The organism is Roseateles sp. GW821-FHT03B02 (assembly GCF_059421025.1).
In genome coordinates, this window is the sequence record NZ_JBWKUV010000002.1 from 448,104 (window position 1) to 474,555 (window position 26,452).

The window sequence follows — 26,452 nt, forward strand, 5'->3', positions numbered from 1 at the left end:
GCAAACGTAGCGGCTCCCCAGGCCCAGGCATCACCCCAAGCCGTTGAACCCCAGGATCCTGCACGGAACGCTGCCGGCCAACGGTCACCGTGTCCCGGGCCGCGGCCATTCCACACGTAAATGGCCGGAGTACATCGCGGCAATCGGGGGACGCGAAACATGCAAATGAGATTGATTCGCATTATGAATTAACATTGCGTTGTATCGAGCCGAGCGCTCCTCCGGCAGTGCCCCCCACTTTCGAAATCCAAACCGTGACCTCCCTGCGCTTCAGCCCGCTCGCCCTTGCTCTGTTCTCTGTGCTTCCCGCCGTCGCCCAGCAGCCCGCCGACCCGCAACTGCAGCGCGTCGTCGTTACCGCCACCCGCGGCACCAAGGCCATCGACAAGATTCCCGGCGCGGTATCGGTCATCACCGCCCAGGAGATCGAGACGCAAACCCTGGTCGCCGAGGACCTGAGCGCGGTGTTGTCCGTGCTGGCGCCCTCCTATGCACCGTCGCGCCAGAAGATGACCAGCTTCGGTGAATCCATGCGCGGACGCACGGCGCTGCTGCTGTTCGACGGCGTGCCGCAGAGCAACCCGCTGCGCAACGGCGCCCGCGAGGGGTATTTCGCTGACCCTTCGCTGATCGAGCGCATCGAAGTCATTTCCGGCGCCTCCGCCGCCCAGGGCCTCGGCGCCACCGGCGGCATCATCAACTTCATCTCCAAGACACCGCGCGAAACCGGCACCCGCCAGCGCGTCGAGCTGAAGTACGGCACCCAGGGCCACAGCGACGACGCGCTGTGGAAGGCCGCCTACACGCTGGAGCACAAGGGCAACTTCGACGCGCTGCTGCACGTCGGCGCGACGCTGCGCGGCGTGGGCGTGGACGGCGACGGCCGCCGCCTCGGCCTGGAGGCCGTGCAGGGCGACACGCAGGACTCGCGCGCCGACGACATCTTCCTGAAGCTGGGCCACGACTTCGGCGCCCAGCGCCTGCAGTTCTCGTTCAACAAGTTCCGCCTCGAAGGCGATGGCGACTGGAAGCCGGTGCCCGGCAACCGCGCCACCGGCCAGCTCACCGGCGCCACGCCTGGCACGCCGCCGGGCAGCCCGCCGCGCAACGACGTGCGCACGGTCTCGCTGGACTGGAGCCACGCCGATCTGGCCGGCGGCCAGGCGCGCGCCCAGGTCTACAAGCAGGACTTCGCCGCCCTCTACGGCGCGACAGCTGCGACCACCTTCCAGGACACCCGCATCGCGCCGCAGGGCCAGCTCATCGACCAGTCCGAGGTGGTCGCCGACAAGGCCGGCGTCAAGCTGAGTTGGGTGCGGCCCGACCTCTTCGTCGAAGGCCTGGAGCTCACCGCCGGCCTGGACTGGCTGAAGGACACGTCCCAGCAGCGCCTGGCACTGACCAACCGCACGTGGGTGCCGCCGCTGAAGTTCACCAGCACCGCACCGTTCGCGCAGCTGGAATACGAACTGGGCCCGGTGACCATCCGCGGCGGTGCGCGCCGCGAGAGCGCCAACCTCAAGGTCGACAGCTACCAGACGCTGGCCTTTTACAAGAACACCGCCGTGCAGGGCGGCGAGCGCAGCTTCAGCCAGTGGGTCAAGAGCCTGGGCGCGGTCTGGCGCCTGGGTGGCGGCTGGTCCACCTTCGTGGCCTACAACGAGGGCTTCGGCGTGCCCGACGTCGGCCTGGTGCTGCGTGCGGTCAATACGGCCAACCAGTCGGTGGACAAGCTGATCTCGCTGGAGCCGGTCGTCACCGACAACCGCGAGGTGGGCCTGGCCTGGCGCGGCCGCTTGGGCAGCTTCTCGGCCTCGGTCTACGACTCGCGCTCCAAGCTGGGCTCGCAGATCCGTGTCGACGCGGCCACCGGTGTTGGCGGCGTGCTGCGCGTGCCGGTGCAGGTGAAGGGCTTGGAGTTCAACGGCGAGGTCAAGCCGCTGGCGGACTGGACGCTGAGCGCCAGCTACGCCCGCACCCGCGGCAAGACGGCCACACAACCCGATGCACCGTTGGACGTGAGCCTGGGCGCTCGTTCGCAGGGGCCTGACAAGCTGGTGATGGCCGCTGCTTGGCAGTTCGCGCCTAAGGGCAACGTGCGCCTGCAGGCCACGCGGCTGGCCTCGCGCCATATCAACACCGGCCGCATGGTCGGCACGTCGCGGCTGGAGGAGAACTTCGATGGCTACACGTTGGCTGACCTGGCAGCCACCCATGGCACGGCCTGGGGCGATTTCGGCGTCGGCATCGAGAACCTCTTCGACCGCCAGTACGTCGGCTACTACTCGCAGGCCAACCCGGCCGGCACCAACGACGACTACTTCGCCGGCCGTGGCCGCACGCTGACCGTCAGCTGGCGGCGCAGCTTCTGATGCGCCGCTTCTGGCTGAAGCTGCACCGCTGGCTCGCGCTTGCACTGGCCTTGCCGCTGATCGTCGTTGCGCTGCTGGGCAGCATCCTGGTCGTGCTCAAGCCGCTGGACCGTTGGCTCAACGCCGAGCTATTCAGCGTATCGGCCGGCCCGGCCGCGCTGGACCTGCTGGAGCGCACCCGCCGGCATTTGCAGGCCGAGTTCGGGCCTGAAGCGTCCTTCGTGTTGCGCCCGCCGCGCGAGGCTGGTGAGAGTCTGCGCGCGACGGTGCGCGGAAAGGCGTGGGAAGGCTTCATCTACCTCGACCCGCGCGACGCCCGCGAACTGGGCCGCCGCGGCGAACGTGAGGGGCTATTCAACTTCGTCTTCGAGCTGCACAGCTCGTTGCTGCTGAACGAGACCGGCAAGCCGCTGTTGGCCGTGCTGGCCTTGGCCTATTTGGTGCTGTTGATCGGCGGCTTGGTGCTGTGGTGGCCCAAACGCTGGAAGCAGGCCTTTGCGCTGACACTGGATCGCGGCGTATTGCGCGGGCTGTTCGACCTGCACCGCACCGCCGGCGCTCTGCTCGGCCTGCTGATCGCTGTGCCGGTTGCCAGCGGGGCCTACATGGCCTGGAAGCCGCTGTCCCAAGCGGTGACCTCGATGGCAGGGCAGACGCCGCGGACCCCGCCCAAGATCAAAGTCGGCGACACGGCCCTGCAGCCCGCCCCGCTGGATGCCCTGGTCGCGACGGCGATGGCCCGCTTCGGCGGCGCGCCCGTCGGCTACATCGCGCTGCCCGCAGGTGCGGCCAAGCCGGTGCGCGTGCGGCTGATGCTGGCCGACGACCCGCATCCCAACGGCCTGACCTCGGTCTGGATGCATCCGCTGACCGGCGCAGTGTTGCGGGCCGACCGTTGGAACGAGCTGGACCCCGGGGCGAGCGCCAACAGCGTCATCTACCCGCTGCACACAGGCGAACTCGGCGGCTTCGCGCTTGAGGCGGTGAACGCCGTGCTTGGTATCGCCTTGGCTGCGACGGGCATGACCGGGCTGTTGCTGTGGTGGCTGAGACGCTGATCCGCCATCAACTGATCCGCATAAGCCGTGTATTGGCTGTCGGTGATTGCCCCACGATCCTGCATAGCCGCGATGCAAGCGAGCCAGCAAGCCGATCTGCGAAAGCCGAAAAGCCGCGCTCTTCTGAGTCCCATCGAGGCAGTTCAGCCTCAGTTCGGGACGCTTCAAGGCCTGTTTGGCTTTGGGCTCCCAATTCCGATCGGATGTGGCCGTTTTTTTGCCCGGCCGAGGCGTCGCATTTACGCTTTGGGTCGCTCAGATGCAATAACTACATATTAAGACTTCTCAGGAATGCGCAGCTCTTGCCGCCTTGACCCCTGTTTCGTGGTACGTAATACTGACGATACGTAATACATACGAAATTGGTGGCAGACATGGCACGAGCGGGAGTGACGAAGGGCGAAGTCCAACGGGCCAGGCTCGCGCTGATCAAGGCGGGTAGGCACCCGTCGATCGACGCCATCCGCATAGAACTGGGCAACACCGGGTCGAAGGCGACCATCTTTCGCCACCTGAAGGACATCGAGGCCGACGAAGGTGGCGCCGGCGTGCCTCAGGGGTCGGTCAGCGAGGAGCTGCTGGCATTCGTCACCAACCTGGCCGGACGCCTAGAGTTCGAGGCGCAGGAGCGCCTCGACGCGCTCAGAGCAGGGCATGCCGAAGAGGTTCGCGGCCTGAAGGAACTGCTTGAGAAGTCCCGAGGCGAAGCACGCTCCGGCAGGACCGAGGCGGAGCGAAGCCAGGTCGAGCTGTCGGCCGAGCGCACCGCCCGCCAGCGGGTGGAAGCCGAGTTGGCCGCGCTGCGCCTAGAACATGGCCAGGTGACGACACAGCTCAGCGCGCAGTTGGAAGGCGCCCAGGAACAGCTCAAGGCCACCCAGGTCCACGTTGCCTCGCTGGAGGAGAAGCACACCCACGCGCGCGAGGCCCTGGAGCATTTCCGCAATGCATCCCGCGAGCAGCGCGACCGCGAAGCCCGCCAGCACGAACAGCAGCTGCAGTACTTGCAGCGGGAGGTGGCCAACGCGGTCGAAGCCCTGACAGCCAAGCAGACCGAACTGCGCTCTGCGCTGCAGGAGAAGGCGGAAGCCTTGGCGCAGCTTTCCGCGGCCCGAGCTGAACGACGCCAGGTCGACGATCAGTTGCGTGAGCTCAAGTCGGCCGCTGAGCGCCTGGCCGTCCAGACGCAGCTCGCCGCGAACCTGCGTGATCAGGCCCAGCAAGCGGCCCAGCAGTACGAAACCCTGCGTGCTCGGGCCAGCGATCTGGAGCAGCGCAACGCGGAACTCGAGCGGTTGCTAGCTGGGGCCACCGCGACGGCGCAGTCCCAGGCCGACATGGTCAAGGAGCTCCTTGCGCGAATCAGTCAGCCTTCGCCGGCCGGCAAAGCCAAGGTCAAGGCTGCAGCCGGTGGCTGATGCGTCATCGAGCCGATCGTTGCGGCTTTCTGCCGGAGGCACACGGGCGGCGGCTTGCGCGGTCTAGCTCACGCCTATGCCGGTGCCCATTGGCAGTGAGCCGGGTAGGGCGGCGCAAAGCCAAGAGCCCATGACGACCCGCGCAAACGCCTCTACCGGGAGGCAAGCGGTGTTGTTTTGCGCACGGCGACAACGACTGGATTTCCAGTCATTGATAGCGAAAACTGCCCTCAACGACTGGAAATCCAGTCATTGAACAGTGCGGATGTCGGAATCGCGCTAATCATTCGTTGAGCACGGTCACCCTCTACACCGACGGTGAGGGCTGCTGTCCGCTTCTACGGTTGCTGGTGCCTCGCCGCTGGTTCTGGAAGGCCGGCATCGGCGCGCCGCCTGATACGCATCCCTAAAAAATCGGCGCAAACACCGTGAAAAACGGATCAACGGGCGCCTAAACTGCGACGCCAGCTCATAAAACCGGATCGAAGTGGACCACCTGTCTGAAGTTCTCAAGATACTCGACGGCGCCTTGCGTGCCAATGCGAGTATGGCTGCGAACTACGCGGGTCTCCTCGCTGACAAGCTTGAAGAGACTGGTAATCGGCAGCAGGCTCGTCAGATTCGCGAGCGCCTGTCCCGGGCTCCGGCCGCCCTCGCAACCGCTCAAAGCGCTGAGAACGGCATCACGTTGAACAACCTCCCGGTCGACGGCGAAAGCCGGCTGCACACGGTCGACGTGAGTCAGCCCGAGGTGCGGGACGTGGGGTTGGTCCTGCCTAGTGCCATCGAGTCGCGAGTCCAGGAGTTTCTGTCCAGCGTGCGCCACCATGACGCGTTGGTGCGCGCCAATGCGGCATTGCCGAATCGACTGCTGATGCACGGTCCTCCAGGGACCGGCAAGACCCAGCTGGCACGCTGGGTCGCCGCGCAGCTGGGCCTGCAACTGCTGACCGTCCGGTGCGACACGCTGGTCAGCAGTTTGCTCGGGCAGACCAGCCGGAATTTGAGGCGCGTTTTCGAATATGCGGAGCAGCGTCCGTGTGTCCTGTTTCTCGACGAGTTCGATGCGCTGGCTGGCGCGCGTGGCAACGAGCGCGACGTGGGCGAGCTGCAGCGAGTGGTCATCGCGCTGTTGCAGAACATGGACGCTTTGCCGGACAGCACCATCCTGCTGGCAGCGACCAATCATGACCAACTCCTGGATCTCGCGGTTTGGCGCCGGTTCAGCTTCAGGCTGCCGATGCCCCTTCCCGACGAACTGGTGCGCGAGACGCTTTGGCAGCGGTTCCTGGACACCTACGCGCCAGCGAACATCAATTTCAAGACCTTGGTCGCGCGCTCCGAGGGGCTGACGGGCGCGGTCATCGAACAGGTCTGTCTGGATTCCAAGCGCAGCGCCGTGCTGGCTGGTCAGGCCCAGGTCGATGAAGACGAAGTGTTTCGGCGCCTTGGGCTGACGCTGGCGCTGATAGAACGCGTGCCGCTGAGCACTCAGGATGCCGAGATGGCTTGGCTGCGGCGCTGGGATCGCAAGATCTTCTCGTTGCGCGTGCTGGCCAAGCTCTACGGTGTTTCGACGCGTCACGTCACCAACATCACTCAGGAGGGAGGTACAGATGGCCACGAGGAGGACGACAAACAGTCCGGCTGAACCGCAACGACCGGTGCCGCAACCGAGCCCGGACAATCCATTCCAGCAGATCATGTTTGATCGACAGGATCTGCAAGGGATGCAGCCCGGCGGTGGGCCCAAGAAAGAGTTTGTGCTGGTTGACGCCGCGTATCGTCAAGCGCTCGCCGCGACGCTGGACGGCGCGACGGAGGGCTTGGCGGCACAGATGCAGGCCCACCCGCATTCGCTCGCCCCGTTGATCTTTCGCCTGCGGCATGAGGCCATTGCGAAGTCCCACCGCCCACTCAAGGTGGTTGAGGAAGCAGGGCTGATGCCCGCTGGGCATGAGCGTGTCGAAGAAATGCTGGTCGGCGCGCACAGCGGCAGCATCACCGCGCTGCGTAGCGTGATTCTTGATCGCGACATCAAGGAGATTCGCGCCAACCTGAGTGCTATCCAGCGCATCGAATCCTGGGGGCGGGCCCAGCGCAACCCTGAGGGGACGTTGGCCGTCCAGCAACGCGGCCGCGCACTGCTGCGTTTCTTCCGCTACGGCAACGATGCCGCCAACGCTCAGTTGTTCCAGGCGATTCGTCACCTGCTGAGTCATCTCGGACTGAAGTACCGCTTTTTCAGACAGTCACGCCACGGCTGGTTCTACGCCAGCCTCATGGACGTCAGCAATCTCGGCGAGGACAAGTTCGATGCGCTGCTCAGTTTCCCAGGCCTGCGGCGCCTGATGCCGGAGCCGCAGTTGCAGCCGGCAGCCACCGGCGGCAGCGCGGTTGCAGTCGCGGCGGGGCCTCATTTGGATCCACCCGTCGCGGGGCTGCCGACCGTCGGCGTGTTCGACACGGGAACCGGGCCTGCTGCAACTGACCTGGCGCCTTGGATCGTGGGCAGGACGACCTTCGTCCTCCCGCCGGACACTGATCACGAGCACGGCACGCATGTGGCATCGCTGGTGGCTGGTGCTCATCGCATGAACGGCGGTCACCTGGACCTGCCACCCGTCGGTGCCCTGGTGTACGACGCGTGCGGCCTGGAGTCCGGCCCGAACGGCAGTTTCGTCAGCGACCTGATCACACGCCTCGAAGAGGCGGTGCGAGGCAAGCCGGACGTGCGGGTATGGAATCTGTCTCTAGGTTCGCCGCATGGGTGCGACGAACAGACCTTCAGCGAGTTCGCACAGGCGCTTGATCAGCTGAGCGACCAGTTCAATGTGCTCTTCGTCGTGGCCGCCGGAAACTATGTCGTGGAGCCGCGCCGCACATGGCCCAGCCTGGCGACGCTCCAAGACCAGGTGTCTTGTCCCGGGGAGTCGGTGCGCGCGCTCACGGTGGGATCGGTCTGTCACGCGGGCGCCGTCGACGCATTGAATGAGCCCGGTGAACCGGCGGCCTACAGCCGGCGCGGGCCAGGGCCGGTTTTCACGCCCAAGCCCGACATCGTTCACGTTGGTGGCGGAGTGCATGCTCCCTGGGCTACAGGAGCTTCAAGCGTTGCAGTGCTGACGGCAGGCAACACGCAGACCCGCAACTTCGGAACCAGCTTTGCAGCGCCGATCGCAGCGAGCATGGCTGCACATGCCTGGCAAGCCATCGCCGGCGGCACGGGCCTGACTGCAAGTCCGGCGCTGGTCAAAGCTCTCATGATCCACGCTGCGCAGTTGTCGTCACCCGCGTACACGCCCTGGGAGCGGCGTTACTACGGCACCGGCCTTCCGCGCGACGTGACCTCCGCCCTGTACGACCGGGCGGACAGCTTCACGCTGATCTTCGAGTCGCGCGTGGTTCCGTCAATACGCTGGCGCAAGGCACCGTATCCCATCCCATCTGGCCTGCTTCGCGACGGAAAATTCCGAGGCGAGGTCATCATCACGGCGGTCTACGCGCCTCCCTTGGACGGCAACACGGGTGCCGAATATGTCCGCGCCAACGTGGAGCTGAGCTTTGGCACCTTGGACGGCGACAGCATCCACAGCAAGGTGCCGCTCAAGGGCGAGGATGGCACCGATGGATACGAAGCTGCGCAGGTCGAACATGGCGGCAAGTGGGCACCTGTGAAGGTGCACCGAAAGTCGTTCCCCAATGGCGTATCCGGCGATACGTGGGCGTTACAGGCACGGATGTTCTTGCGGGAGTTCGAGCCCGCAATGGCAGAGGGCTTGACCGTCTACATCCTCTGCACACTGCGATCGCTTGACGGCGATACGGAGATCCACGCCCAGGGCATGCGGGCCCTGGCGGCAACCAATTGGGTACGCCACGACCTGCCGGTGAGGGTCCCGATCCAGGCACTCGCGTAGCGAAGGATTTCCGAGTGCGAGGTCAGCGATAGCCGCTGCCGTTGCATCGAGGGCCGCCGTGAGTCTCAGCAGCTTGTGCACCCGCCGTTGGCCTCGTGCGAGGACTGTAGGGACAGGCCGATGCGCAAGGCACAGCACGGCGCGCGGCAAAGTTCACAGTCCCGGGTGGGGGCTGGGTGCTTGGTGAGTTTTCACCATGAGTGGGCGATTCAGCCGCCAATACATTCGTGGCGGCCATCCCATGACACACGCCTACGCAAGCTCGCATGAAAACGCTGTTAGATCTTCATCCAGCTGCTATGGACCAAAACTTGGCTCACAGCGTGTCGGAGCTTCACAAAGATTGCCTGACGTCTTTCCTGCTTCCCAAAGAACATCATGAAGGCAGAGAGCGGCTTCTCGGCACCGGGTTCTTCGTGGCTACACCTGACGCCACGCGGGCAAGGCTCTACACAGCCAGGCACGTGCTTGAAGAATTCGATCACACTCACGGTCGCATCACGGTCGACACCACCGGTGTGAAACTGGGTGACATCGGGCTGCGCAGCTTGCATCCGACGTTGGACTTGGCGCGATGGGACATCCCTTCAAACGCCTTGATCGAGCAAGGCATCACGCACGTTCCGGGTCTGCCGATCTTCCCGCGTGAGATGGCGCGCGATGCGTTCGAGCCAACCGACTCTTTCATGCTGCTTGGCTATCCAGGATCCAAGAACGCCTCGCTGGATTTCAGAGAAGGCCAACGACCCGACCGGGCTATCTTGGCGTTGGCACTGCACGGGTCAGTCCTTGACTTGAAAACAGGTGTCCGCACCTTCGAGTACAGGGGCAAGGCGACACCAGAAAAATGGAACCCAGCAGTGACAAACCCGCCGGCACTGGCTGGGATGAGCGGCTCACCGTGTCTACGCTTCGTGCACGAACGCAAAAGCGGTCGGCTGGCTGTCGTTCTGGCAGGGGTGTTTTACGCGTGGTCTAGCCGCAGGCACGAACTCAGCGTGGCGGCCGTTGGTGATCCATGGATGGACATGCCCAACGACGACGCTTGAAGCTCTGAACCTTCGATCGACCCGGACAAGCAGTGCGAGCACACCCACGCCCTTAACCTTGGACCGTTGCTTGATCCGATAGAACCCGTTATCCCGGCTTCTCCCTGCATAGCGTGCCGTCGCAATTGAGGTGAGGGTAGCCACCCAATGCGCTTTCACGGCCTGGGCCCAGATACTCACCACACAGCGAAATTAGGTCGGTCTGCAGGGGAGGGCCCATGAGAACGGTTTACGCAACGGTGCTGTCTGTGCACGACGCCAACGACGTCCACGCGGCGCTGGATTTGGTCGGCCGGTGGATCACCGACTGGTACGCGCGGTTTCGCGTCAACGTCGATGACGTCGTCGCGGCGATCGGCGAAGGTGAGATCGACGCTATGCCTATGGCAGGGCACCGGCTGGTCATCCGCAGCTTGCAAACGACCGAGCGGCCGAACGAACGCGTCATTGACCTACGCTGGAGCTATCCGGACCAGTACGACAAGAGCTTGGGTTGGTACACCAACCTGACGCTGTACCGAACAGCGGACCGGCTGGACTTGGCGTTGGAGGTGTGCGTGACCGGCCTGAGCTTCAAGGTCGCGCCAGCCAACATCAAGCTGGGCTCGCCGCGGTTGGTGAGAGACATCAGCCGGCTGAGGTCGGTCTACCTCGCTGGCCGCGCCTACAGCAAGACGCCCGAAGTGATCCAGGCGCCTGAGGTCGACGATTTGGTCGCCGAGCTCGTGCTCCAACAGCGAGCGCACCCGGTGGTTGTGGTCTCGCGGCGCACGCGCCAGGACGCCCCACTGATCGACAGCAGCGCGTTGGCAGAGAGCCTCGCCGGCGTCGCCAAGGTCTATGAACTGGCCGACAAGTGGGCGGCCTACAAACTGGACGAACTTGTGGGCCGTGAGCTGGCCTGCTTTGACGGGGCGATTCGGATCTACTGGCCAGGGTTCACGCTGACCGCAAGGCCCTATGCGCATCCGCTTTGGCTTGCCAAGTCGCTTTCGACGGACGAGATGGCCGCGCGGTCCCAGCGGCAGCTGTGCACCGCAGTCTTCAACGCGGCGTCATTTCGCTTCTCAGAACCGCAGGAAATCACGGATTTCAGGCGCCTCGCTGACCGCGAAGAACGCCAATCGGCGCGTCAGCCCGCCGCCGATGCGGCCGACGTCGACAAGCTGCTTCACGACCTCTATGACATGGAGGAGCGGCTCAAGACAGCGCAGGCGGACAACGACGCGTTGCGCGAGCAGGTGAAGCGGCACGAGGAGAACATCGCGGCACTCACGTCGCCTGGCATGTGGGATGCAGCGCCGGCGGTGGATGAGCCGGCTCCAGGGCCAGAAGCAGTTGAAGAGGGCGAGCCGGTCGTCACGGTCGCAGCCGCGGTCCGCCGCGCCGCGGAAGAAAACGACCACCTGACGTTCCTGCAAAGCGCGTTCAGTTCGGCCGAAGACTCGCCCTTCCGCCATCCGGAGCGTGCGTTGCAGGCGCTGCAGGCGATCAATGAAGTGGCGGGCGTCTGGCAGAACAGCCTCAAGTCCAAGAAGTCGGTCGGATCTCTGAAGGACCACTTCAAGAAGCTGGGCTTCACCTATGCCGACGACGTCTCGCAGACCTCTGGCAACCGCTATGGCGACGAGTACGAGGCCAAAGACGGCGGCCGGACCTACGACATTTCCCCGCACATCACCATCGGCGCCAAGCAGGCTGACTCCTGTCTGTCGATCCACTGGGCCTGGGACGAATCGACCGGCAAGGCGGTGGTCGCCCATGTCGGCCGGCACAAGACCAACACCAGCTCTTGAACGCTGACGGGGAGGCTATTCCGGTGCGGCGCAGTGGGCCTCTTGCGAGAAAACAGTCCTCCTCGCACCTGTGGCAACGCAAGGCGCCAGGGCCCTGACTACTGAGTTGGTCTGGCGATCAAAGTAGACGCAGCTTTCAAACTCGGATTGCAGCTTGGTGGTGACCTCACGAGGGAACGCTACCGACGCTGAACAGGTCTCCCAGACTCTCGGAATTCTCGAGATAGAGCTGGAACTGCGGTGGCCGATCTCGCTTCAGATCGGTCGCAAGGCGGAGATCCTGCACGACGTAGCTAGCAAGGGCCTTGCGCACTCTCAGGTTCAAGGACGCCTTTCCGGCGAAGTACTCTCTGCGCAACAAGCGTTGATGCTCCTCGCCGAATTCAGGATGCGCCACGACCTTTAAGTTGACGAACTTGTTCCAGTCGACATCTTGACGGCGTAGTTTTGGCGCGGCCTGATCCAGCATCGTGTACGAGAGCACCCGTCCAAGGGCGAAATCGCGGAACTCCTTGCGCAGGTCGCACCACGCACGCATGTGCCAACGCCGCGGCGCGCGAACCAGGCTGTGAGGAAAGATGGATCGCTCAATCCCGCCAGGGTTCTGCATCGATCCGTAGGCAATCCAGAGGCCGGTACCGGCGCGGCACGCGGTCAACAGATCCGCAAACAGCCGCGGGTTCTCGCTCAACAGGGAAGGGCGCGCATCGACGAGGAGGTCGGAGCCGGGCAGACTGGTCGATGCCCCGGACAGCAGCCGCACGTAGTCGTCGGCGGAGGTCGGAGGGACCACGTCGTCGAACCTTGGAGATGGCTTGACCGGTGCGCGTGGGGTCGCGCGGGACAGCGCCTCGCCACGCTCCGCCATGTAAGCGGCCAGCAGCCGGCTAGATTGGACTGCCTGGACGCCGAACACCTCACGGATGCGCGCGTTCGAAAGCTCGCCTTCCCAGCGCACCAGGACGTCCATGTCTCTGATGCGCCCGGACCCATCTTCCTGACCGCTTCCGGGGCTTATGACGTTCGAAGGTGGCACGCGGGTGATTATTCACAAGTGATAACTGTGAAAGTATACAGCGCGGGTATGGCCTAGAGTCAAGCAGGTTACAGTTATCAGGCGAGATATGTTATCTTTAAGGCTAACTGTTATTGAGAAGACGCTAATCCTTCAATGAAGTGCCTCCCGTTGCTCCGACTCAGCGCGCGTCTGCTGGACCTGCATGACGCGCAGCGGGAGCCAGGCAATTCGCCTGTGTACACGCAGGAGGAGCGCGCTGGACGCGGGGATGGTCGCTATCTGGACCTGGCTTGCATCGTGCTCGACGTGCTGAGGGGGCTGGCGCACGAGTCCGGCAATGAGTTCATCGGGTTTGACGCATTGCTGATCTCTGTCCGTGAGGTGGAGCCGCAAGTCGATTCAGAGGATCTTCGGTACGTCCTCAACGTGCTCGCGCGGCCGACGGAACTGTGGGCGATCGACCGCTCCGACGGGAGGGCCGATCTGGTCAGCGACAAGCAGACGCACCTGGTGGAGCGCACGCACTACGCCGATGACTACCGGCTGACGTCTATCGGCCGGGATGCGATCAGCGTCTCTTCCAACATCAGTGATTTCGCCTATGCGGAAGGTGATGCCCTCAAGTTGCTGCGCGCTATCGAGTCCGGTGATTTAGACGTGGTGCCTTCCTTCTCCGACGGTCTGCTGGACACGATCAGGTTCGCCAGCGTGGAACTGCGCCAGGAGATCGAGCGCGGCCAGGTGGACAAGGACTCGGAGGTGTTCAAGGTCAAGATGCCGCGATTCCGCGATGTCATCGAGAAAACGTCCGAACTCCTGCGCCAGGCCGAGGCTCGGCTGAAGTCCTGGCGCGCGACGGACAGCGACGAACTCGACGACACGCTGGCCGTCGATGTGTACGACCTTGAGCACCAGGTCCTGCGCGTTTACCAGGCGCTGGAATCGTTCGGGCGCGACCTGGCGGAGTTGACGAAGATCGCCGCCAAGCGCCGCACGTCGGCGGTCAGCGCCACTGATTTCCTGGAGGTGGCGCTGAACCTGGTCAAGCGCCCGCCCTCCGACCGCCAGCTTGAGTCGCTGTTTCGCCGGTTCGGTCCGCTTCGTCTCGATGGCATCTTTCCCTCGCCGGCAGACGTCCGGGGCAGGGTGCGTGTCTCGCTGACCAAGGCGGAGATGGCGCCGCGCTTTGAGACCGCTGTGGGCGCAGTCGAGGTGGCCGACACCCGCTTGAGGTTTCTTGGCGAATACGGCGACGTCATCCGGGCTCGCCTGGCGTCTGGGCCGCTGCCGCTTTCCGAAGCGCTCGAACGTGGGTGGTGCGTCCTGGACGGCACGCTCGAACTGGCGGAACTGCTGGGCGTCTATGTCGCGCCCTGGGCGCTGACCGAGGGCGAACCCATTGAACTTCGGATCCCGCGCGAGGTGGCGACCCGGTCCGATGGCGTGGTTGGCGAGTTGATTTATTCCGACCTGGAGTTGGCCAGGGTCGAGAGGGGCGCATCAGCATGAACCGAATCGAGATGGGCCGCGTCCAGGCCTTCCTGCTTCAGCATCGCCGCATGGAGACCATCCCGCGAGGGAAGGGGCGCGTCGACGAGCGGGAGCTCGCCCGGCTGCTGAACGACGCCGACCTGGAGGCGCGCACCGAGCTCGAAGGCCTCCTGCAGGGGTTTGGTTTCGACCTGGTGGCGCTGGACGACTTCCAGACTCAGGGTCTTGCTCACGGAGGCAAGGTCTTCCTGTTGCCGCGTCGCCTGGATCAGGTGAGCGCGTTGTTCAGCGAGCGCTGGATCGACGAACGCATGCAGCTCAAGAACGAGACCATCACGACGCGGCGCATCTGGTTCACCCAGCTCTGGTTCGTGCTGCTCGCACTTTTCTACACCCATCGCAACCGCGTCGCGACGGAAGTGACGCGTTATGTCGAGACGACCTTCACGCGCGCCGACCTCGTGCAGGCCATGCATGAGTACATCAACGACATGGTTCGCAAGCTCGGCCAGGACGCGCTGAAAGGTGACGTGGTCTACAACTGCCTGATCTCGGAAAGCGGCGCCCAGGTGGACAAGTACGCGGGACGGTTCATCGAGCTGATGGTGGACGGCGCGCAAGTGGACGACCTCGGGGCAGACCGCTACCGCCAGTCGCTGCTTGGCGCGCTGGAGATGAAGAACAACCATCTCCAGGGACTCGAACCTTGGATCCAGGCCACTGGCCCGCTTGAAGCGGGACGTGAGTTGCTTGTCCGCCCCTCCGATTCTTCCGAAGGCTAAGAACGCCATGGCGCTCATCAACCGCATCGAGATCGTCAACTACCTCTGCGAGGGCTGGGTGCCCAGCATGGGTGTTGCGAATTGGCGTCCGCTCTGGCCAGCCAACGTCATCAACCTTTGTGGCGCGTCCACGGCAGTGCAGGTCCCCAATGGCGGAGGGAAAACGTCGCTGACCAACGCGGTTCTCTACCTGCTGAGCCAGGATCGCGTGCTCAAGCCGCGCTTTCTTGAGAGGTGCTCTCCGGCCGGCATGGTGGCCACCCACATCCGCATCGAGTTCGCGATCCTCCACGATCAAGACCTGACCCAGCGCGACCTGATGACGCCGGACCCGGAAAACTCGCCGGCAGAAACCTTCGTGATCGGCGTCTGTGCCAACCGAGATGACGACAGTCCGCGCTTCTATCGCTACTCCGGCGCGTTGGAGGACGTCCCGGCCTGCCGCATGGATGGCACCGCCATCGAGTTCACCACCGCGTCCGCACTTCAGGCCGCGGTCAAGAACATCCGAGGCCAGTGGAATATCTGGAACACCGCCGCCGAGTGGAGCAAGGTGGTGGGGATGTTCATGAGCCCGGACGTGGTCCGGCAGAACGTCATGTTCCACCGTGAAGGCGCCGGCGACGCGTCGGCCGCCTTCTCCAAGGTCACGTCCGGTCCGGGAGAGCGGTTCGACGAAGCCTATTTCCGACAGGTGGTCGCGCCGCAGCTTTTGATGAATGTCATGGGAGAGTCGGCCGAGGAGGACGAACGCAACGTCGAAGACACCATCATGAGGTCGATGAGCAGCTTCATCGACGCCAAGCTGCAGGTGGAAAGCAAGGAGGCCTACCTCGAGGGCCGTGAGGCGCTGGAGGCCGAGCTTCGGCCGGTTCTGGACGCCGCCGGCAAGATCGAGGACGCCTGGAATGCGTACCAGACGCAGCTGCAGACGCTGGCCGTCGATGCGGCCTTCCTGACACGCTTCGTCGACAAGAAGGATTCCAGGGTGCCAGGCGTACCCAACGCCCTGGGAGAGTTTTCCCTGGGTGCCAAGGTGAGGCAATGCCTGAAGGCCATGGTGTTGGACAAGGATGGCAGCGTGCTGATCGAAAGCTCCGGCCTTGCCGACCTTTTGGAACAAACGACCGGTCACCTGAACCAGCTCGCCGGTCGCGTCACAGCCACCAAGGGCGCCGTTGCGAGCCACTCGGTCAGCTCGCAAGTTGTTGATTTGTATTGTGATATCAAAGATTCCGAGGGGCGCGGAGGCCAGCGCAAGGCGCTTCGGTACTACGACTCGGCGTCGGCGCGCGAGCTCGTGTCGCGCCGTCCGGAAGCCGCCTCCGACCTGCTCGGCGTGCTGGACGAGGCGTTCGAGTTCGCCCGGACCATGCTGGACACGAATGTCTTCCGCCATGAAGTGCGGCGCCTGACGCGCAGCAAGGCCACGCTGAAGGAGGGCATCGCCGAAGCAGAGCGCGCCGGACGGGCCGCGGATGCCGAGAAGGAAGGCCTGGAGCGGCAGGTCACCGAGTGGCGCGAGAACCAGGGGGCGTACCAGGAGTTCTGCGAACGACTTCACTTGCTGCCCCAGGACTTCCACGATGCTCCGGCTCTTGTCCCGGCCTGGCTGGAAACGCAGACGAAGGTGCGCACCGATGCAGTCAACCAGCACATCAGGCGGGTCGGCGAACTGTCCGGCGGCTGGGTAGAGCGCAACGAAGTCCGCAATGACCTGGGCCTGATCGGCATCGAAGACCGCATCGAGGAGTTGCAAGCCGAGCACACCGCCGTCGAAAGCACCAAGGCGGCCCGATCGGCTGATTTGCGGACCGCGCAGGCCGCGTGCGACGACGGCGCAAAGGCTGCTGCCGACCTGCGTCGCGACATCGCCAGCGCAGTGGCGCAGCTCAGTACGCTGTCGGAACACCGCGCGGCGTTTGAAGCGTTTGTCGGCATCTTCGGCAACGTGGACCCGCAAAAGGTTGCTCCGCCAGTGGATGAACACCGGCAGCTGGGCCAGAAGCGCCAGCAGTGGGAAGGGCAGCGCCGCACGAAGATGCAGACACAGGAGTCGCTGCAGCGCCTGGCAGGCGCCACGCGCGACTTCAAGCGGCTCTTCGGCGATGTCGACCCGCTGACTGCATCGCCACAGCGACGCCATGAAACCCTGTTGGAAGCGCAGAGCGCTGCTCAGGCGGAGTACGGCCAGCACCAGCCGTTGGCGGAGAGCCTGGAGGAGCACCTGGAGCGAACGGGACAGGATCCCAGCGCTTGGCTGCGGGACACGGACGCCGCTCACGCCGCCGCGCTGGAGCGGGCGCGGCAGGCTCGGGCATTGGTCGCAGAGCTGGACCTCGAACTGGCGGCGCTCGACAACCTCGACCAGGTCGGCAACGCGGACTACGCCTCAGCCCACGGCGCCCTTGAGGCGGCGAGCGTTGGCGTCGGCCGCGTCCTGGATGTGATCCTCGGTCTCAGCCTGCCGAAGGATGATGCGTTGCCGCTCCTGGCCGCGCTGGGGCCGTTGCTGGATGCGCCGGTGGCTGTCGACATGGACCAGGCTGAAGCGGCGCTCTCGGTCCTGCAACGCGGCGATCACGACGTGCCGGTGCTGCTGCTCGATCCGCTGGTCGAGCGGCTCAAGCAAGGGCCGGGTCATCACACAGCGACATCCGCATCCCTGGGATTCTTTGCGGGCGCCAAGTCCCGGCGCATGCGCGCCATCGTCGATCCGCAGGCGTTGGCCGAAGAGCGCGAGGCGCTTGCCCAGAAGCGGCAGGAGCAGGAGGGGCACCGACAAGCCGCCATGGCGGCGGCGGAGTCGCTCACCCCGCACACCAACGCCTACCGTCAGGCTGTGCGCGCCCAGGAGGCCCAGAAGCGTGGCTCGGTCGCCAAGGCTGCTGCAGCGAAAACCGAACTCGCGACTTTGGAGACCGCGCTTGAAGCAGCCAAGCGCCTCGTGTCCACCGAGGCCCTGACGCTGCTCCAGGATGCGAGGAGGTTCATCCAGATCGGCGGTGATGAAGCTTTGGCCGCGGTGACCCTGGACATCGAAGAACTCACCGGCCAACTTGTCAGGCTGGAGGAGCGGGTCGCGGAAATCACTCCCCTGGTCACGAGGGAAGCGATCGTCGCGCACGATGGCGCGCGCCGGTTTGTGCTGGCGGGTGGACATGAGACGTTCGAGGGGCTCAGCGACAAGCGGTCATCCCTTGAAGAGCAGGTCGGGACGATTGACGCCGAGATGCCGGCGCGCGCGACACGGTTGGCGAGGTGCCAGGCAGATTTCGATGCAGCCAGTGCTCGTGAGCTCGCCTTCATGTCGACGTTCCACACCACGCTGGGCCGCCTGGCGCGGGCGCAGAAGTTCGAAGCGGATGGCCATGCGGCTTTCATGGAGAGCCAAGCCGGTGTCCTGGTTGGACTTGAGGACCTCCGCGATGCGCTCGACCCGTTGAAAAAGATCAACTATCAGCGCGCGCATGACTTCAAGCAGCACCAGGGACAGGACGAGGCGGCTCTGCAGCGTCAGATCGGTGAGGCGAAGGCGCGCCGCGCCGACGCGGTAGCCAAGGCGATCAAGCTCAACGGCGAAGTAGAAACCCTGGAAGGCGAAATCACGGAAGCACAGCTGGCTGCGGACGCACTGCACGAGCTTGCCTTCTTCCTGCGCAACCGCAGGAATGCGGCGGCGCCGTTCGAAGAGGATCTGAGAAGCCGCGACGTCGGCAGCTCGCCTGCGGAGGCCCATGAGGCCTACCAGGCCACGGATTCACTGCAGTGGCAGTTGCGGGACTGGCGCCCCGACCATGGGCGGTTCGACCGCACTGCCATCAGTGTGGTTCGCGCAGAGGTCGAAGCCATGGACATCGCGCGCACCGGAAAGGAGGTCGGGGACGCCCGCAAGTACGCCTCGCGCGTCAGGTCAGACTTCGAGCGGGTCCGCGGCGAGTTCTGCAGCAAGGCGCGCGCCTCGTCCAGCGGCGGGTTCTCCGAAGGCGAGATCGAAGCCATCCAGACTGCCAACACGACCGCGGAGCTCTCGGATCTGGCCAAGATCAGTGAACGCTTGCGCGATCAGCTCAAGGCCGAGAAGGCCGAGCTCGAGCAGTTGCAGCAGTCGACCCAGGTGATCGAGTCGGCGAGCATCGAAACGCTGACGCGACTGGTCGAGAGCTGCAAGGGCAACCTGGTGACGATGAATGCCGTGATGGCTCGCAACCCCAAAGCCCGTTTCACGATCAAGGCCGAGGTCATTGCGACGGAAAGCATCAAGAAGCTGATGGAAGACCTGCGCGATCACATCGAGGGCCGCAAGCGCGAGGCCAAGGATCGGCAGAAGCTGACCCGTCGGGTCGTGGAGAGCAGCCTCAATTCCGACATCCGTCGCGCGCTGATCGAGCGGATCTTCGTCGATCCGGCCGTCGAGTTCATCCATGTCGGCATGTGGGAGGGCAAAGAGCGGCCGGTCCAGCCGGGCATGTCCGAGGGTCAGAAGTCGGCCCTGCAGATGCTGTGGCTCATTCGCGAGTCCGAGTACCACCTGGAATGCGCGGTACGCCGACACCTGGGTGGCGGCTCCAAGAAGCGGTTGCGCAGCCGATCGCAACGTGTGTTGTTCTTCGACGGCCTCTTCAGCAACCTGACTGATCGTCGTCTCATCGACGAGGCGTTCAAGGGACTGGGTGAAGCCGACAGCAGCCTGCAGCTGATCGGGCTCATCCACAACCCCGAGTACCGCAACAACTCGAATATCTTCCCAACCTATGTGGTCGGCCGGCGCGTCGGCAGCCGCGATACAGAAGGCGGGCGTAGTTACATCCGGTGCGAAGACGGGCGGCCGGAAGGCTCGATGGGGCTCGCCACGTTCATGCACAAGCGCCAACCGAACGGGAATGGGGCGCTCGATGGATGACGTCGTCGGTCCTTTGCTCGCATGGTTGCGACGAACCTCGGGTCCCAAGGGCCGCAAGCTCCTCGCGGCGGACGTGGCCTCGCGCGCGGCGCGGGCGCTCCGGACTGATCTCGTCTCGATCTACGACGCATTGCGGCAGTTGCGGTCAAGCGAGCTGGTTTCGTACAAGCCCGACACGATGGGAATTCCTTACGCGGGATACCTGACCGTTGTCCCCACCTTAATCGATGTGTCGGAGACCGAAAAGGCATGGCGGGAGGCCCTGGCGGCTGGCACGAGCGACGCTCAACTCGCCGACGCGCTGGCGGTTTCCCATGCGCTCTTTGACGGCCTGGAGTCCATCGACATGCTCCACGTCATCCAAGGACTGCTTCGAATCCGGGGCGCTGCGGCCTCGTTGGAGGGCGAGTTCGGATTCAGCGTGAGCGCACAGCACATCCTTGGCTCCTCCAAGGTGTTGAGCCGCCTTCCGCTGGCCACGCTCAGACTCTTGGGGGTGGATCGACTGCCATCGACGCCTCGATACTTGGTCGTCGCTGGCCCACCGCAGCCAGTGGCTGTTCTCTTCATCGAAAACACGACCAGCTTCGAGATGGCGGTGAAAGCAGGGCTCGACGAGCAAGTGGCCCTGATCGCGGCGTACGGCTACGGCCTGAACATGATGTCAGACAGCAGTGCTGGTCTGGCATTGCTGGAAAGTGTGCGAAGCGGGGGGTGTGAAGTACTGAGCCGCACTGGAAGCGGGCATAGCCTGGATCGACTGTTTGGCCACCATCGGATGTTTTTTTGGGGCGACCTCGACCGGGAGGGGCTGCGAATCGCGATGGCCCTGAGGCAGCATTTGCCACAGCTGGAACTCAGCGGTTTATATGTGCCGATGCGGGCATTGGTCGCTCGGCGCGAGTCCTCGCATCCCTACGTTGGGCTCAGCGGCAAGGCGCTGCAAATGGCCTGGACACCCACGGGCGACAGCTTGCTGGACGGCCTCGCAGCTTCCTGCAACGCCCGCGCGGTCGATCAGGAGACCCTTGACGTCAGGCAGTACAAGCCGCTGGCCCATGTGGGCCTGGCCGAAGCGTCGAGTTTGGCGCTCGGTGCTTGAGGCCATCCACGAATCGCAACAATTGAGAAGATCGCGGCCTCTGGCGGCCACGCAAGTCGGGCAGGCGTGACCAGCACTTGCAGGAACTCGCTGGGGCAGGCGCCCAGGCGCCGGGGGAGGGCGGCGAGGCTTGGGAGTAGGGCGGTTCGGTGCCCAGTCAGCCGGAGTAGGGCGGTAGCACAGCGCCGCCAGAACCGAGCCGTTGGTCAAAACCAATGGGAGTTGAGGGAGAAGCAATGCCAGATTACGTCTGCTCAGCGTGTTTTGAGGACGAGGACCTGGGCGCGTGGATAAGCCGGAACGGCGAGCACCGGCTTTGTGATTTCTGCGGCAGGATCGATGCGCCGGCCGTCGAGTTCAAGGGGGTCTGCGACTTCATCACAGCGTGCATTCAGAAGTACTGGGGCCGAGCGGTCGACCAGATGCCCTATGAGACCGCCGAAGGCGGCTACATCGGTGGCAACACGTGGGATACCTATGACCTGCTCAGAGACGAGATCGCGCTTTCCTTGCCGCGGGACCACAAGGAAAAGCTCTTCTACGCATTGCTGCACGCGCTTCCGGATGAGACATGGTGCGACCACGATTGGACCTGCCTGGATCTTGATCAGGCGCTCCTCACGAGCTGGGAGAGCTTCTGCGAGACGGTGAAGCACAAGCGCCGCTTCTTCTTCCACAGCACCGGGTCAGACGATGTCGATTCATACACGCCGGCTTCGCTGCTCGCCACGATCGCAAGCGCAAGCCGGGAGATGGGCCTCGTCAGGGAAATAGAGGAGGGCACGCCCCTCTGGCGTGCACGAACGAACCTGCCGCCTGACCGACGGGATCTGGCCAATGAATACGGCACGCCGCCGGTCGAGTTTGCGACCCAGAGCAACCGCATGAACCCGCCTGGCATACCCATGCTCTACGTGGCTTCGTCCCGAAGGACGGCGGTCATGGAAACGCGCGTAACGCGTGCCGACGTCGGCCGATGGGTGGCGCTGAAGCCGCTTCGTGTGCTGGATCTGCGCGAGCTCCCGGCAGTCCCGGGGTTGTTTTCAGACGTCGGACGCCAGCGGCGCCTCGTGCTTCGCTTCCTGCACGCTTTCGCCGCCGACGTGATGAAGCCGGTCGAGCGTGACGAGCGCGTGCACATCGACTATCTGCCGTCCCAGGTGGTGACAGAGTTCCTGCGCGACTTTGCTTTCCCTGGCGGCCGCCTGGACGGAATCGCCTACGGCAGCACGGTGCATAGGCAGGGCTGGAACGTTGTCCTCTTTGCGGAGCCTGCGCATCTCGGCTTGCAGGAATCCAACTGGCGAAAGGTGGACCCTTGGTTGAGATTTGACGGCGCATCAGCGTTCAGCACGGAAACCTGAAGCGGCTTTTGCGGCGAGCAAGGCTGCCAAACCTAGTAGCTTGACGCGCTAACCATAAAAGTCTGCTTCCCCCGGAGGTCTCGACTTGAAGCGCTTGTGCAGCCAGAAGTATTGATGGGGCTGGCGCCGGACCTGGGCTTCGATGATGGCATTCATGCGCGCCGCATCCGCAGTTGGGTCATTGGTCGGAAAGTTGTCCAGTGCAGGCTCGATAACCAAGGCGTAGCCGCCAGCCTCGCGCCTTGGGTAGCAAGGCAGTACTGCCGCGCCAGCGACCATGGCCATACGCGAGAGGCCAGTGATGGTCGCGGCGTTCACACCGAAGAAGGGCACGAAAACTGAGTCGCGGTGCCCGAAATCCTGGTCGGGCAGGTAATACAGCCGGTAGCCGTCCCTCAGCGCACGAATGACGGCGCGTGTGCCTTGCTGTCGCGAAAAGATGATGCCGGTACCCAGCCGCAGCCGGCGGGTCCGGAAGAACTCGTCCAGCCAGGGGTCTTTTTGGCGCGAGTAGATGCTGACGAGTTCCGTCTCCAGCGACACGCGCAGGCCAGCCAGGTCCAAGCCGGTGAAGTGCGGCATCATCAAAATCACCGGCCTGCCTTCGTGCTGTTTCAGGTTCTCCAGGCCTTCGATGCGCATCAGTCGCCGCAGGCGTTCGGGCGACGCAAACCAGCAGTACCCGTACTCCAGCAGCATCTGAACCATGGCGACGAAGTGGCGACGAAGCAGCCGGGAGCGATCGGCCTCAGTCCAGTCAGGCAGACAACGTCTGAGGTTCACTTGACCGATGTGGCGTCGGGAGGACGGGATCGATGCGATGAGGTGGCCAACGAGCCAGCCCAGCGCCGAGATCGCCGTGAACGGTAGCCAGCTCAGCAGCCAGACAAAAGCAACGGTCGCTTTGAAGAACACTGATGGACTCTTGTAGCTATGCAGATGCGGATCGGCGCTGAGCCGGCACAACACCGGAGGTCAACGCTGTGTGAGGCGGCCGTCCGCGCGGAAATGGGTGGTCAACGTTGCTGTCAGTGCGCCAGCGGAGGTCAACGTTGTGCGGGCCGCAGGCGGCAGGCAGGTCTGCGCGACGGGGCCGGCGCTGAGGGCAGGTCTGTGCGACCGTCCCAACCAGCTCACCGCGCCGCACGCTAACGTTGGGCGAAACGGCCACAAGTAGGTGAAGGTTGGGCAGGACGACCACGCCCAACGTTGGTGTCATATCGGCGGCCGCCACCGGTAAACGTTGGGCGACGGATCCAAGGCCCCCACGGCGCATCATCAGGCGGCTCCGCCGGAGGACATCGGTACAGGGATCACGTTGTCCAGCCACACTGGATCGCCAAGCGCCGCGCTGACCAACAAAGGTTAAGGGCGGTGTATTCTATATTTAACATAATGCACATTGCCGCCAGAAAGTAACAGTTCTAGGTATTGCCTACCGTCAATTTATCGTGTCGTCAATCAGAGAAGAATCACTACTTGACAGGGGGAATGATGATTTCGAGGGTGAAACGTGTCTATTTGCCGACGTTTCGGGCGATGGTGTGCGACCTGGGGAACCCGCCGCCGGCCACGCTGGGGGCCGCGCTGGGGGTGCATGCGCGCACGGTCGAGCGCTGGCGCCAGCACGACCGCGCGCCGCGGCCCGTGATGCTGGCGATGTTCTGGCTTACGTCGTGGGGGCAGTCGGAGCTGTCGTGCGAGCTGCACAACCGGGCCGCGCAGTACACGGCCCACATCGAGGCCGTGCGGCGCGAGAACGAGGCGCTACGGCGTGAGCTGGCCCGCGTGGTGGCCGCGGGTCATTTCGGGAGCGCGAACCGTCCCCGGTTCGCTCCCGTCGAGGTCACAGGCCGCCGGACCAGATAGCGCCGTTGACGGCGCCGCGCAGCTTGTCGCGCAGCATCCAGGCGACGACGGCCACGCCGGCCGCAATGGCGAGGGTCTTGCCGTTGAGCTTCATGGCTCAGCGCTTCACGAAGCGGCCGGTGCGCTTGCTGCGGGCCGGGGTCTTGTGGTGCTTGCGCTTGTGGTGGGTCTTGCGCTTGGTCATGGTGCGTCCTTCGCGGGTTGGGGGGTCAGGCGGTCAATGTGCGCTTCGATGCGCGCGAGGCTGTGTTCGATGGCATCGACTCGGCCGGACAGGGTCAGGGCCGAGCCGGTCCAGCCGATCAGCGTGCCGGCGGCAGCACCGGCCAGGGACTTGAGCAGCTGGTCTCGGGTCATTGGGCGGGCGTCGGGTCGGGGGTCTTGAAGATGCCCGCCGCGCGCAGGCCCGCCACGACGGTCGTGGCTATCTGCTGGAGCTGGGGCGCGATGGCGGACACATCGCCCACGACGGCCTCCACGATGGCAAGGCATGCGTCGAACTTGTCGCGGCCGGGGCTGGCCGGCATCAGGGCTTCCACGAGGTGGATGGCCTGGGTCAGGGTCTTGATGAGGGTGAGGTAGTTCATGGTTTCACCAGCTGCTGCCGGTCCCGTAGTCGATATACCCGCCACCGATGCCGAAGGCCTGGGCGATGGCGGACCCTTGCGGAGGCGGGGTGCCGCTGCCGCTGTCCATGCCGGCCGCCTGCACCAGGGCAGGCACGCCGCACCATTTGGACGCCTCCCAGTAGCCCACGCGGTCAATCAACCAGCGGGCCACGGCGGGGTCTGTCGTCGTGTCGTCTGGGGTCGGCAGGCCCACCCCCTTGGAGATGGCGCCCACGCCGCCGGAGACGGCCGAGCCGGCCGCGTCAACGACCGCGCCGGCCGCCGACTTGGCGGCGCCGGAAAGGCCGCCCTTCGACCATGCATAGAGGCCGAGCGCGCCCAGGGCCAGCACACCGAGGCCTACCAGCATGGCGCCGGAGCCGAGCTGCAACTTCATCAGTCGCCGAAGCCCCAAGTGGCCGTCTCGAAGTCGTAAGGATCGATGTTGCCGGCCGGGTTGGCGGCAATCGAGTCATCCGGGAGGATCGGGCGAGCCGCGGGCGTCGAGCTGCCCGCGCTGCCGATCTTGCGATAGATGCCGCCGATGAGGCTGCCGAGGTTCTGGTAGGCCGCGGCCTCCGTGGCGCCCTGCACCGTCGTGGCGGTCGGGTAGCGCGGGGCGCCCGTGGCGTTCACGCCCGGGACGCGGTATTGCTGGGCCTGGGCCTGGGCCTGGGCGCGCTGGCTGAGCAGCAGATAGGCGCCGACGCCGACGACGGCCAGGAGAAGGATTTTCGATTGATCCATGGTGGGGCTCACGCGTTGAACTGGTCGGCTTCGTCGGCGCGGCGCGCGACGAGGCCCGGATTGACGACGCCGGACGCATAGACCCAGCGGGCGAACTCATCGCCGGCCGCGGGGTCGCGCCGGTTGATCCTCAGGGCCAGCGTCGAGCGCTTGAAGGCCCCGGCGCCGACGTTGTAGGCGAAGGACACGAGGGCGTCGAACTGGTCTTGATTCAGGGGTGCCGTGATGGCCGAGCGAACGGCATCCTCCGCCCAGGCCACATCAGCGGCCAGGAGCTGGGCGCCCTCTTCCCGGCTGATGCGCGTGAACGTCTCGCCGGGCTTGATGAGGTGGCCGAAGCCGATGGACTGGCCCTTGTGGTCCGGGTAGGGCTCCGGGCTGAAGCCCTCGCGGTTCATCAGCCGTTGCAGACCCGCCGGGCTCATGCTGGTCGGGTTGTTCCAGCTGTCGTCCGAGCTGTTGAAGACCTGGGCCGCCTGACTGACGTAGCCGCCGACATCGAGGGCACTGCCCTCCCCGTCTTCGGTCGTGATGTCGCCTTCGCCCGCGGTCTCGGGCTGGCGGCGCAGGGTTACCCAAGCGACGAAGCCCAGGGCGATGGCCGCGGCCAGATAGGTCGTGTTCATCAGCCGTAGACCCCCACCCAAAGCATGGTCGGCTGCGTCGTGGCGCCGCCCGGCAGCTTGGTCACAAAGGAGATTGCCCCCGTGGTCGTGGCGGTGCCGCCGACGACAAGGCCGTCAGGCAGCACGGCCTGGAGCGTCACGTTGGTGTCGGCCATGGCCTGGGTTAGCGTCAGCGTGAAGTTGCCGCCCGATCCGTTCGCAAGGGTGCAGTTGAAGGACTTCGCAGCCGTGCGGCCGAAGCTTTGGCCCTCTGAGTTGGTCATGAGCGCCCAGGCCCGCAGGTTCAGGCCCGGGACGGCCCCGGTGAACTGTCCATTCGATGCCGGCAT

21 protein-coding genes are annotated in these 26,452 nt (G+C 64.7%); 13 read left to right on the forward strand and 8 right to left on the reverse strand.

Annotated features, from left to right (window positions below):
* Positions 1-254 precede the first annotated feature (254 nt).
* The 7 genes from AC07VX_RS08385 to AC07VX_RS08415 all read left to right on the forward strand — a co-directional run bounded on the left by AC07VX_RS08385 (position 255) and on the right by AC07VX_RS08415 (position 11,613).
* The gene (locus AC07VX_RS08385) at positions 255-2,372 is read left to right on the forward strand and encodes a TonB-dependent receptor (protein ID WP_493164255.1); all 2,118 of its coding nucleotides are present in this window, start codon (positions 255-257) and stop codon (positions 2,370-2,372) included.
* Positions 2,372-3,430: a PepSY-associated TM helix domain-containing protein gene (locus AC07VX_RS08390; protein WP_492688393.1), complete on the forward strand. Its 1,059-nt coding sequence runs from the start codon at positions 2,372-2,374 to the stop codon at positions 3,428-3,430. The genes AC07VX_RS08385 and AC07VX_RS08390 overlap by 1 nt, the downstream gene beginning before the upstream one ends.
* Positions 3,431-3,819: 389 nt before the next feature.
* Positions 3,820-4,848, forward strand: coding sequence for a DNA-binding protein (locus AC07VX_RS08395; RefSeq protein WP_373716924.1), 1,029 nt, complete (start codon positions 3,820-3,822; stop codon positions 4,846-4,848).
* 487 nt (positions 4,849-5,335) lie between these two features.
* Complete coding sequence (gene iteA / locus AC07VX_RS08400) at positions 5,336-6,499, forward strand: anti-phage ATPase IteA (protein WP_373716923.1); 1,164 nt, start codon at positions 5,336-5,338, stop codon at positions 6,497-6,499.
* Between the two features lie 13 nt (positions 6,500-6,512).
* Entirely contained in the window at positions 6,513-8,768 is a 2,256-nt protein-coding gene (iteS, locus tag AC07VX_RS08405; RefSeq protein WP_493183879.1) for a S8 family anti-phage peptidase IteS, read from the forward strand.
* A 266-nt stretch (positions 8,769-9,034) separates the two neighbouring features.
* Positions 9,035-9,817: a S1 family serine peptidase gene (locus AC07VX_RS08410; RefSeq protein WP_373716921.1), complete on the forward strand. Its 783-nt coding sequence runs from the start codon at positions 9,035-9,037 to the stop codon at positions 9,815-9,817.
* 218 nt (positions 9,818-10,035) lie between these two features.
* Positions 10,036-11,613 carry a hypothetical protein gene (locus tag AC07VX_RS08415; RefSeq protein WP_373716920.1) on the forward strand — a complete coding sequence of 526 codons (1,578 nt, stop codon included), beginning with the start codon at positions 10,036-10,038 and terminating at the stop codon, positions 11,611-11,613.
* A gap of 166 nt (positions 11,614-11,779) precedes the next feature.
* On the opposite strand, the gene AC07VX_RS08420 is transcribed toward AC07VX_RS08415, so the two are convergent.
* Positions 11,780-12,583 (reverse strand): WYL domain-containing protein, encoded by an 804-nt coding sequence (locus AC07VX_RS08420; RefSeq protein WP_268149091.1) that lies wholly within the window; start codon positions 12,581-12,583, stop codon positions 11,780-11,782.
* A 216-nt stretch (positions 12,584-12,799) separates the two neighbouring features.
* Between AC07VX_RS08420 and AC07VX_RS08425 the strand changes: the two genes are divergently transcribed.
* The 5 genes from AC07VX_RS08425 (at position 12,800) to AC07VX_RS08445 (ending at position 22,273) form a co-directional block, all read left to right on the forward strand.
* On the forward strand, positions 12,800-14,140 hold the full coding sequence (locus AC07VX_RS08425) for a hypothetical protein (protein ID WP_493183880.1): 1,341 nt from the start codon (positions 12,800-12,802) through the stop codon (positions 14,138-14,140).
* Positions 14,137-14,904 (forward strand): hypothetical protein, encoded by a 768-nt coding sequence (locus AC07VX_RS08430; RefSeq protein ID WP_268149088.1) that lies wholly within the window; start codon positions 14,137-14,139, stop codon positions 14,902-14,904. Before AC07VX_RS08425 ends, AC07VX_RS08430 begins: the two co-directional genes overlap by 4 nt.
* Before the next feature lie 7 nt (positions 14,905-14,911).
* Complete coding sequence (locus AC07VX_RS08435; protein WP_493164257.1) at positions 14,912-19,807, forward strand: coiled-coil domain-containing protein; 4,896 nt, start codon at positions 14,912-14,914, stop codon at positions 19,805-19,807.
* Complete coding sequence (locus AC07VX_RS08440) at positions 19,800-20,909, forward strand: Wadjet anti-phage system protein JetD domain-containing protein (RefSeq protein WP_492692846.1); 1,110 nt, start codon at positions 19,800-19,802, stop codon at positions 20,907-20,909. Before AC07VX_RS08435 ends, AC07VX_RS08440 begins: the two co-directional genes overlap by 8 nt.
* 236 nt (positions 20,910-21,145) lie before the next feature.
* Positions 21,146-22,273, forward strand: coding sequence for a HEPN-associated N-terminal domain-containing protein (locus AC07VX_RS08445; protein ID WP_492692841.1), 1,128 nt, complete (start codon positions 21,146-21,148; stop codon positions 22,271-22,273).
* 48 nt (positions 22,274-22,321) lie between these two features.
* On the opposite strand, the gene AC07VX_RS08450 is transcribed toward AC07VX_RS08445, so the two are convergent.
* Positions 22,322-23,188 carry a lysophospholipid acyltransferase family protein gene (locus AC07VX_RS08450; RefSeq protein WP_493164258.1) on the reverse strand — a complete coding sequence of 289 codons (867 nt, stop codon included), beginning with the start codon at positions 23,186-23,188 and terminating at the stop codon, positions 22,322-22,324.
* A 591-nt stretch (positions 23,189-23,779) separates the two neighbouring features.
* On the opposite strand from AC07VX_RS08450, the gene AC07VX_RS08455 reads away from it, so the two are divergent.
* A complete protein-coding gene (locus tag AC07VX_RS08455) occupies positions 23,780-24,142 on the forward strand; it encodes a hypothetical protein (protein ID WP_493164259.1) in 363 nt (120 codons plus the stop codon).
* Between the two features lie 180 nt (positions 24,143-24,322).
* Here AC07VX_RS08455 and AC07VX_RS08460 read toward each other — a convergent pair whose 3' ends face one another.
* The 6 genes from AC07VX_RS08460 to AC07VX_RS08485 are packed head-to-tail and all read right to left on the reverse strand — an operon-like array spanning position 24,323 to position 26,452.
* Positions 24,323-24,499, reverse strand: coding sequence for a hypothetical protein (locus AC07VX_RS08460; protein WP_493164260.1), 177 nt, complete (start codon positions 24,497-24,499; stop codon positions 24,323-24,325).
* Complete coding sequence (locus AC07VX_RS08465) at positions 24,496-24,729, reverse strand: hypothetical protein (protein WP_493164261.1); 234 nt, start codon at positions 24,727-24,729, stop codon at positions 24,496-24,498. The genes AC07VX_RS08460 and AC07VX_RS08465 overlap by 4 nt, the downstream gene beginning before the upstream one ends.
* Before the next feature lie 4 nt (positions 24,730-24,733).
* Positions 24,734-25,147 (reverse strand): hypothetical protein, encoded by a 414-nt coding sequence (locus AC07VX_RS08470; protein ID WP_493164262.1) that lies wholly within the window; start codon positions 25,145-25,147, stop codon positions 24,734-24,736.
* A complete protein-coding gene (locus tag AC07VX_RS08475; RefSeq protein WP_493164263.1) occupies positions 25,147-25,497 on the reverse strand; it encodes a hypothetical protein in 351 nt (116 codons plus the stop codon). Before AC07VX_RS08475 ends, AC07VX_RS08470 begins: the two co-directional genes overlap by 1 nt.
* 8 nt (positions 25,498-25,505) lie before the next feature.
* The gene (locus AC07VX_RS08480) at positions 25,506-26,123 is read right to left on the reverse strand and encodes a lysozyme (RefSeq protein ID WP_493164264.1); all 618 of its coding nucleotides are present in this window, start codon (positions 26,121-26,123) and stop codon (positions 25,506-25,508) included.
* On the reverse strand, positions 26,123-26,452 hold the full coding sequence (locus AC07VX_RS08485) for a hypothetical protein (protein WP_493164265.1): 330 nt from the start codon (positions 26,450-26,452) through the stop codon (positions 26,123-26,125). The genes AC07VX_RS08480 and AC07VX_RS08485 overlap by 1 nt, the downstream gene beginning before the upstream one ends.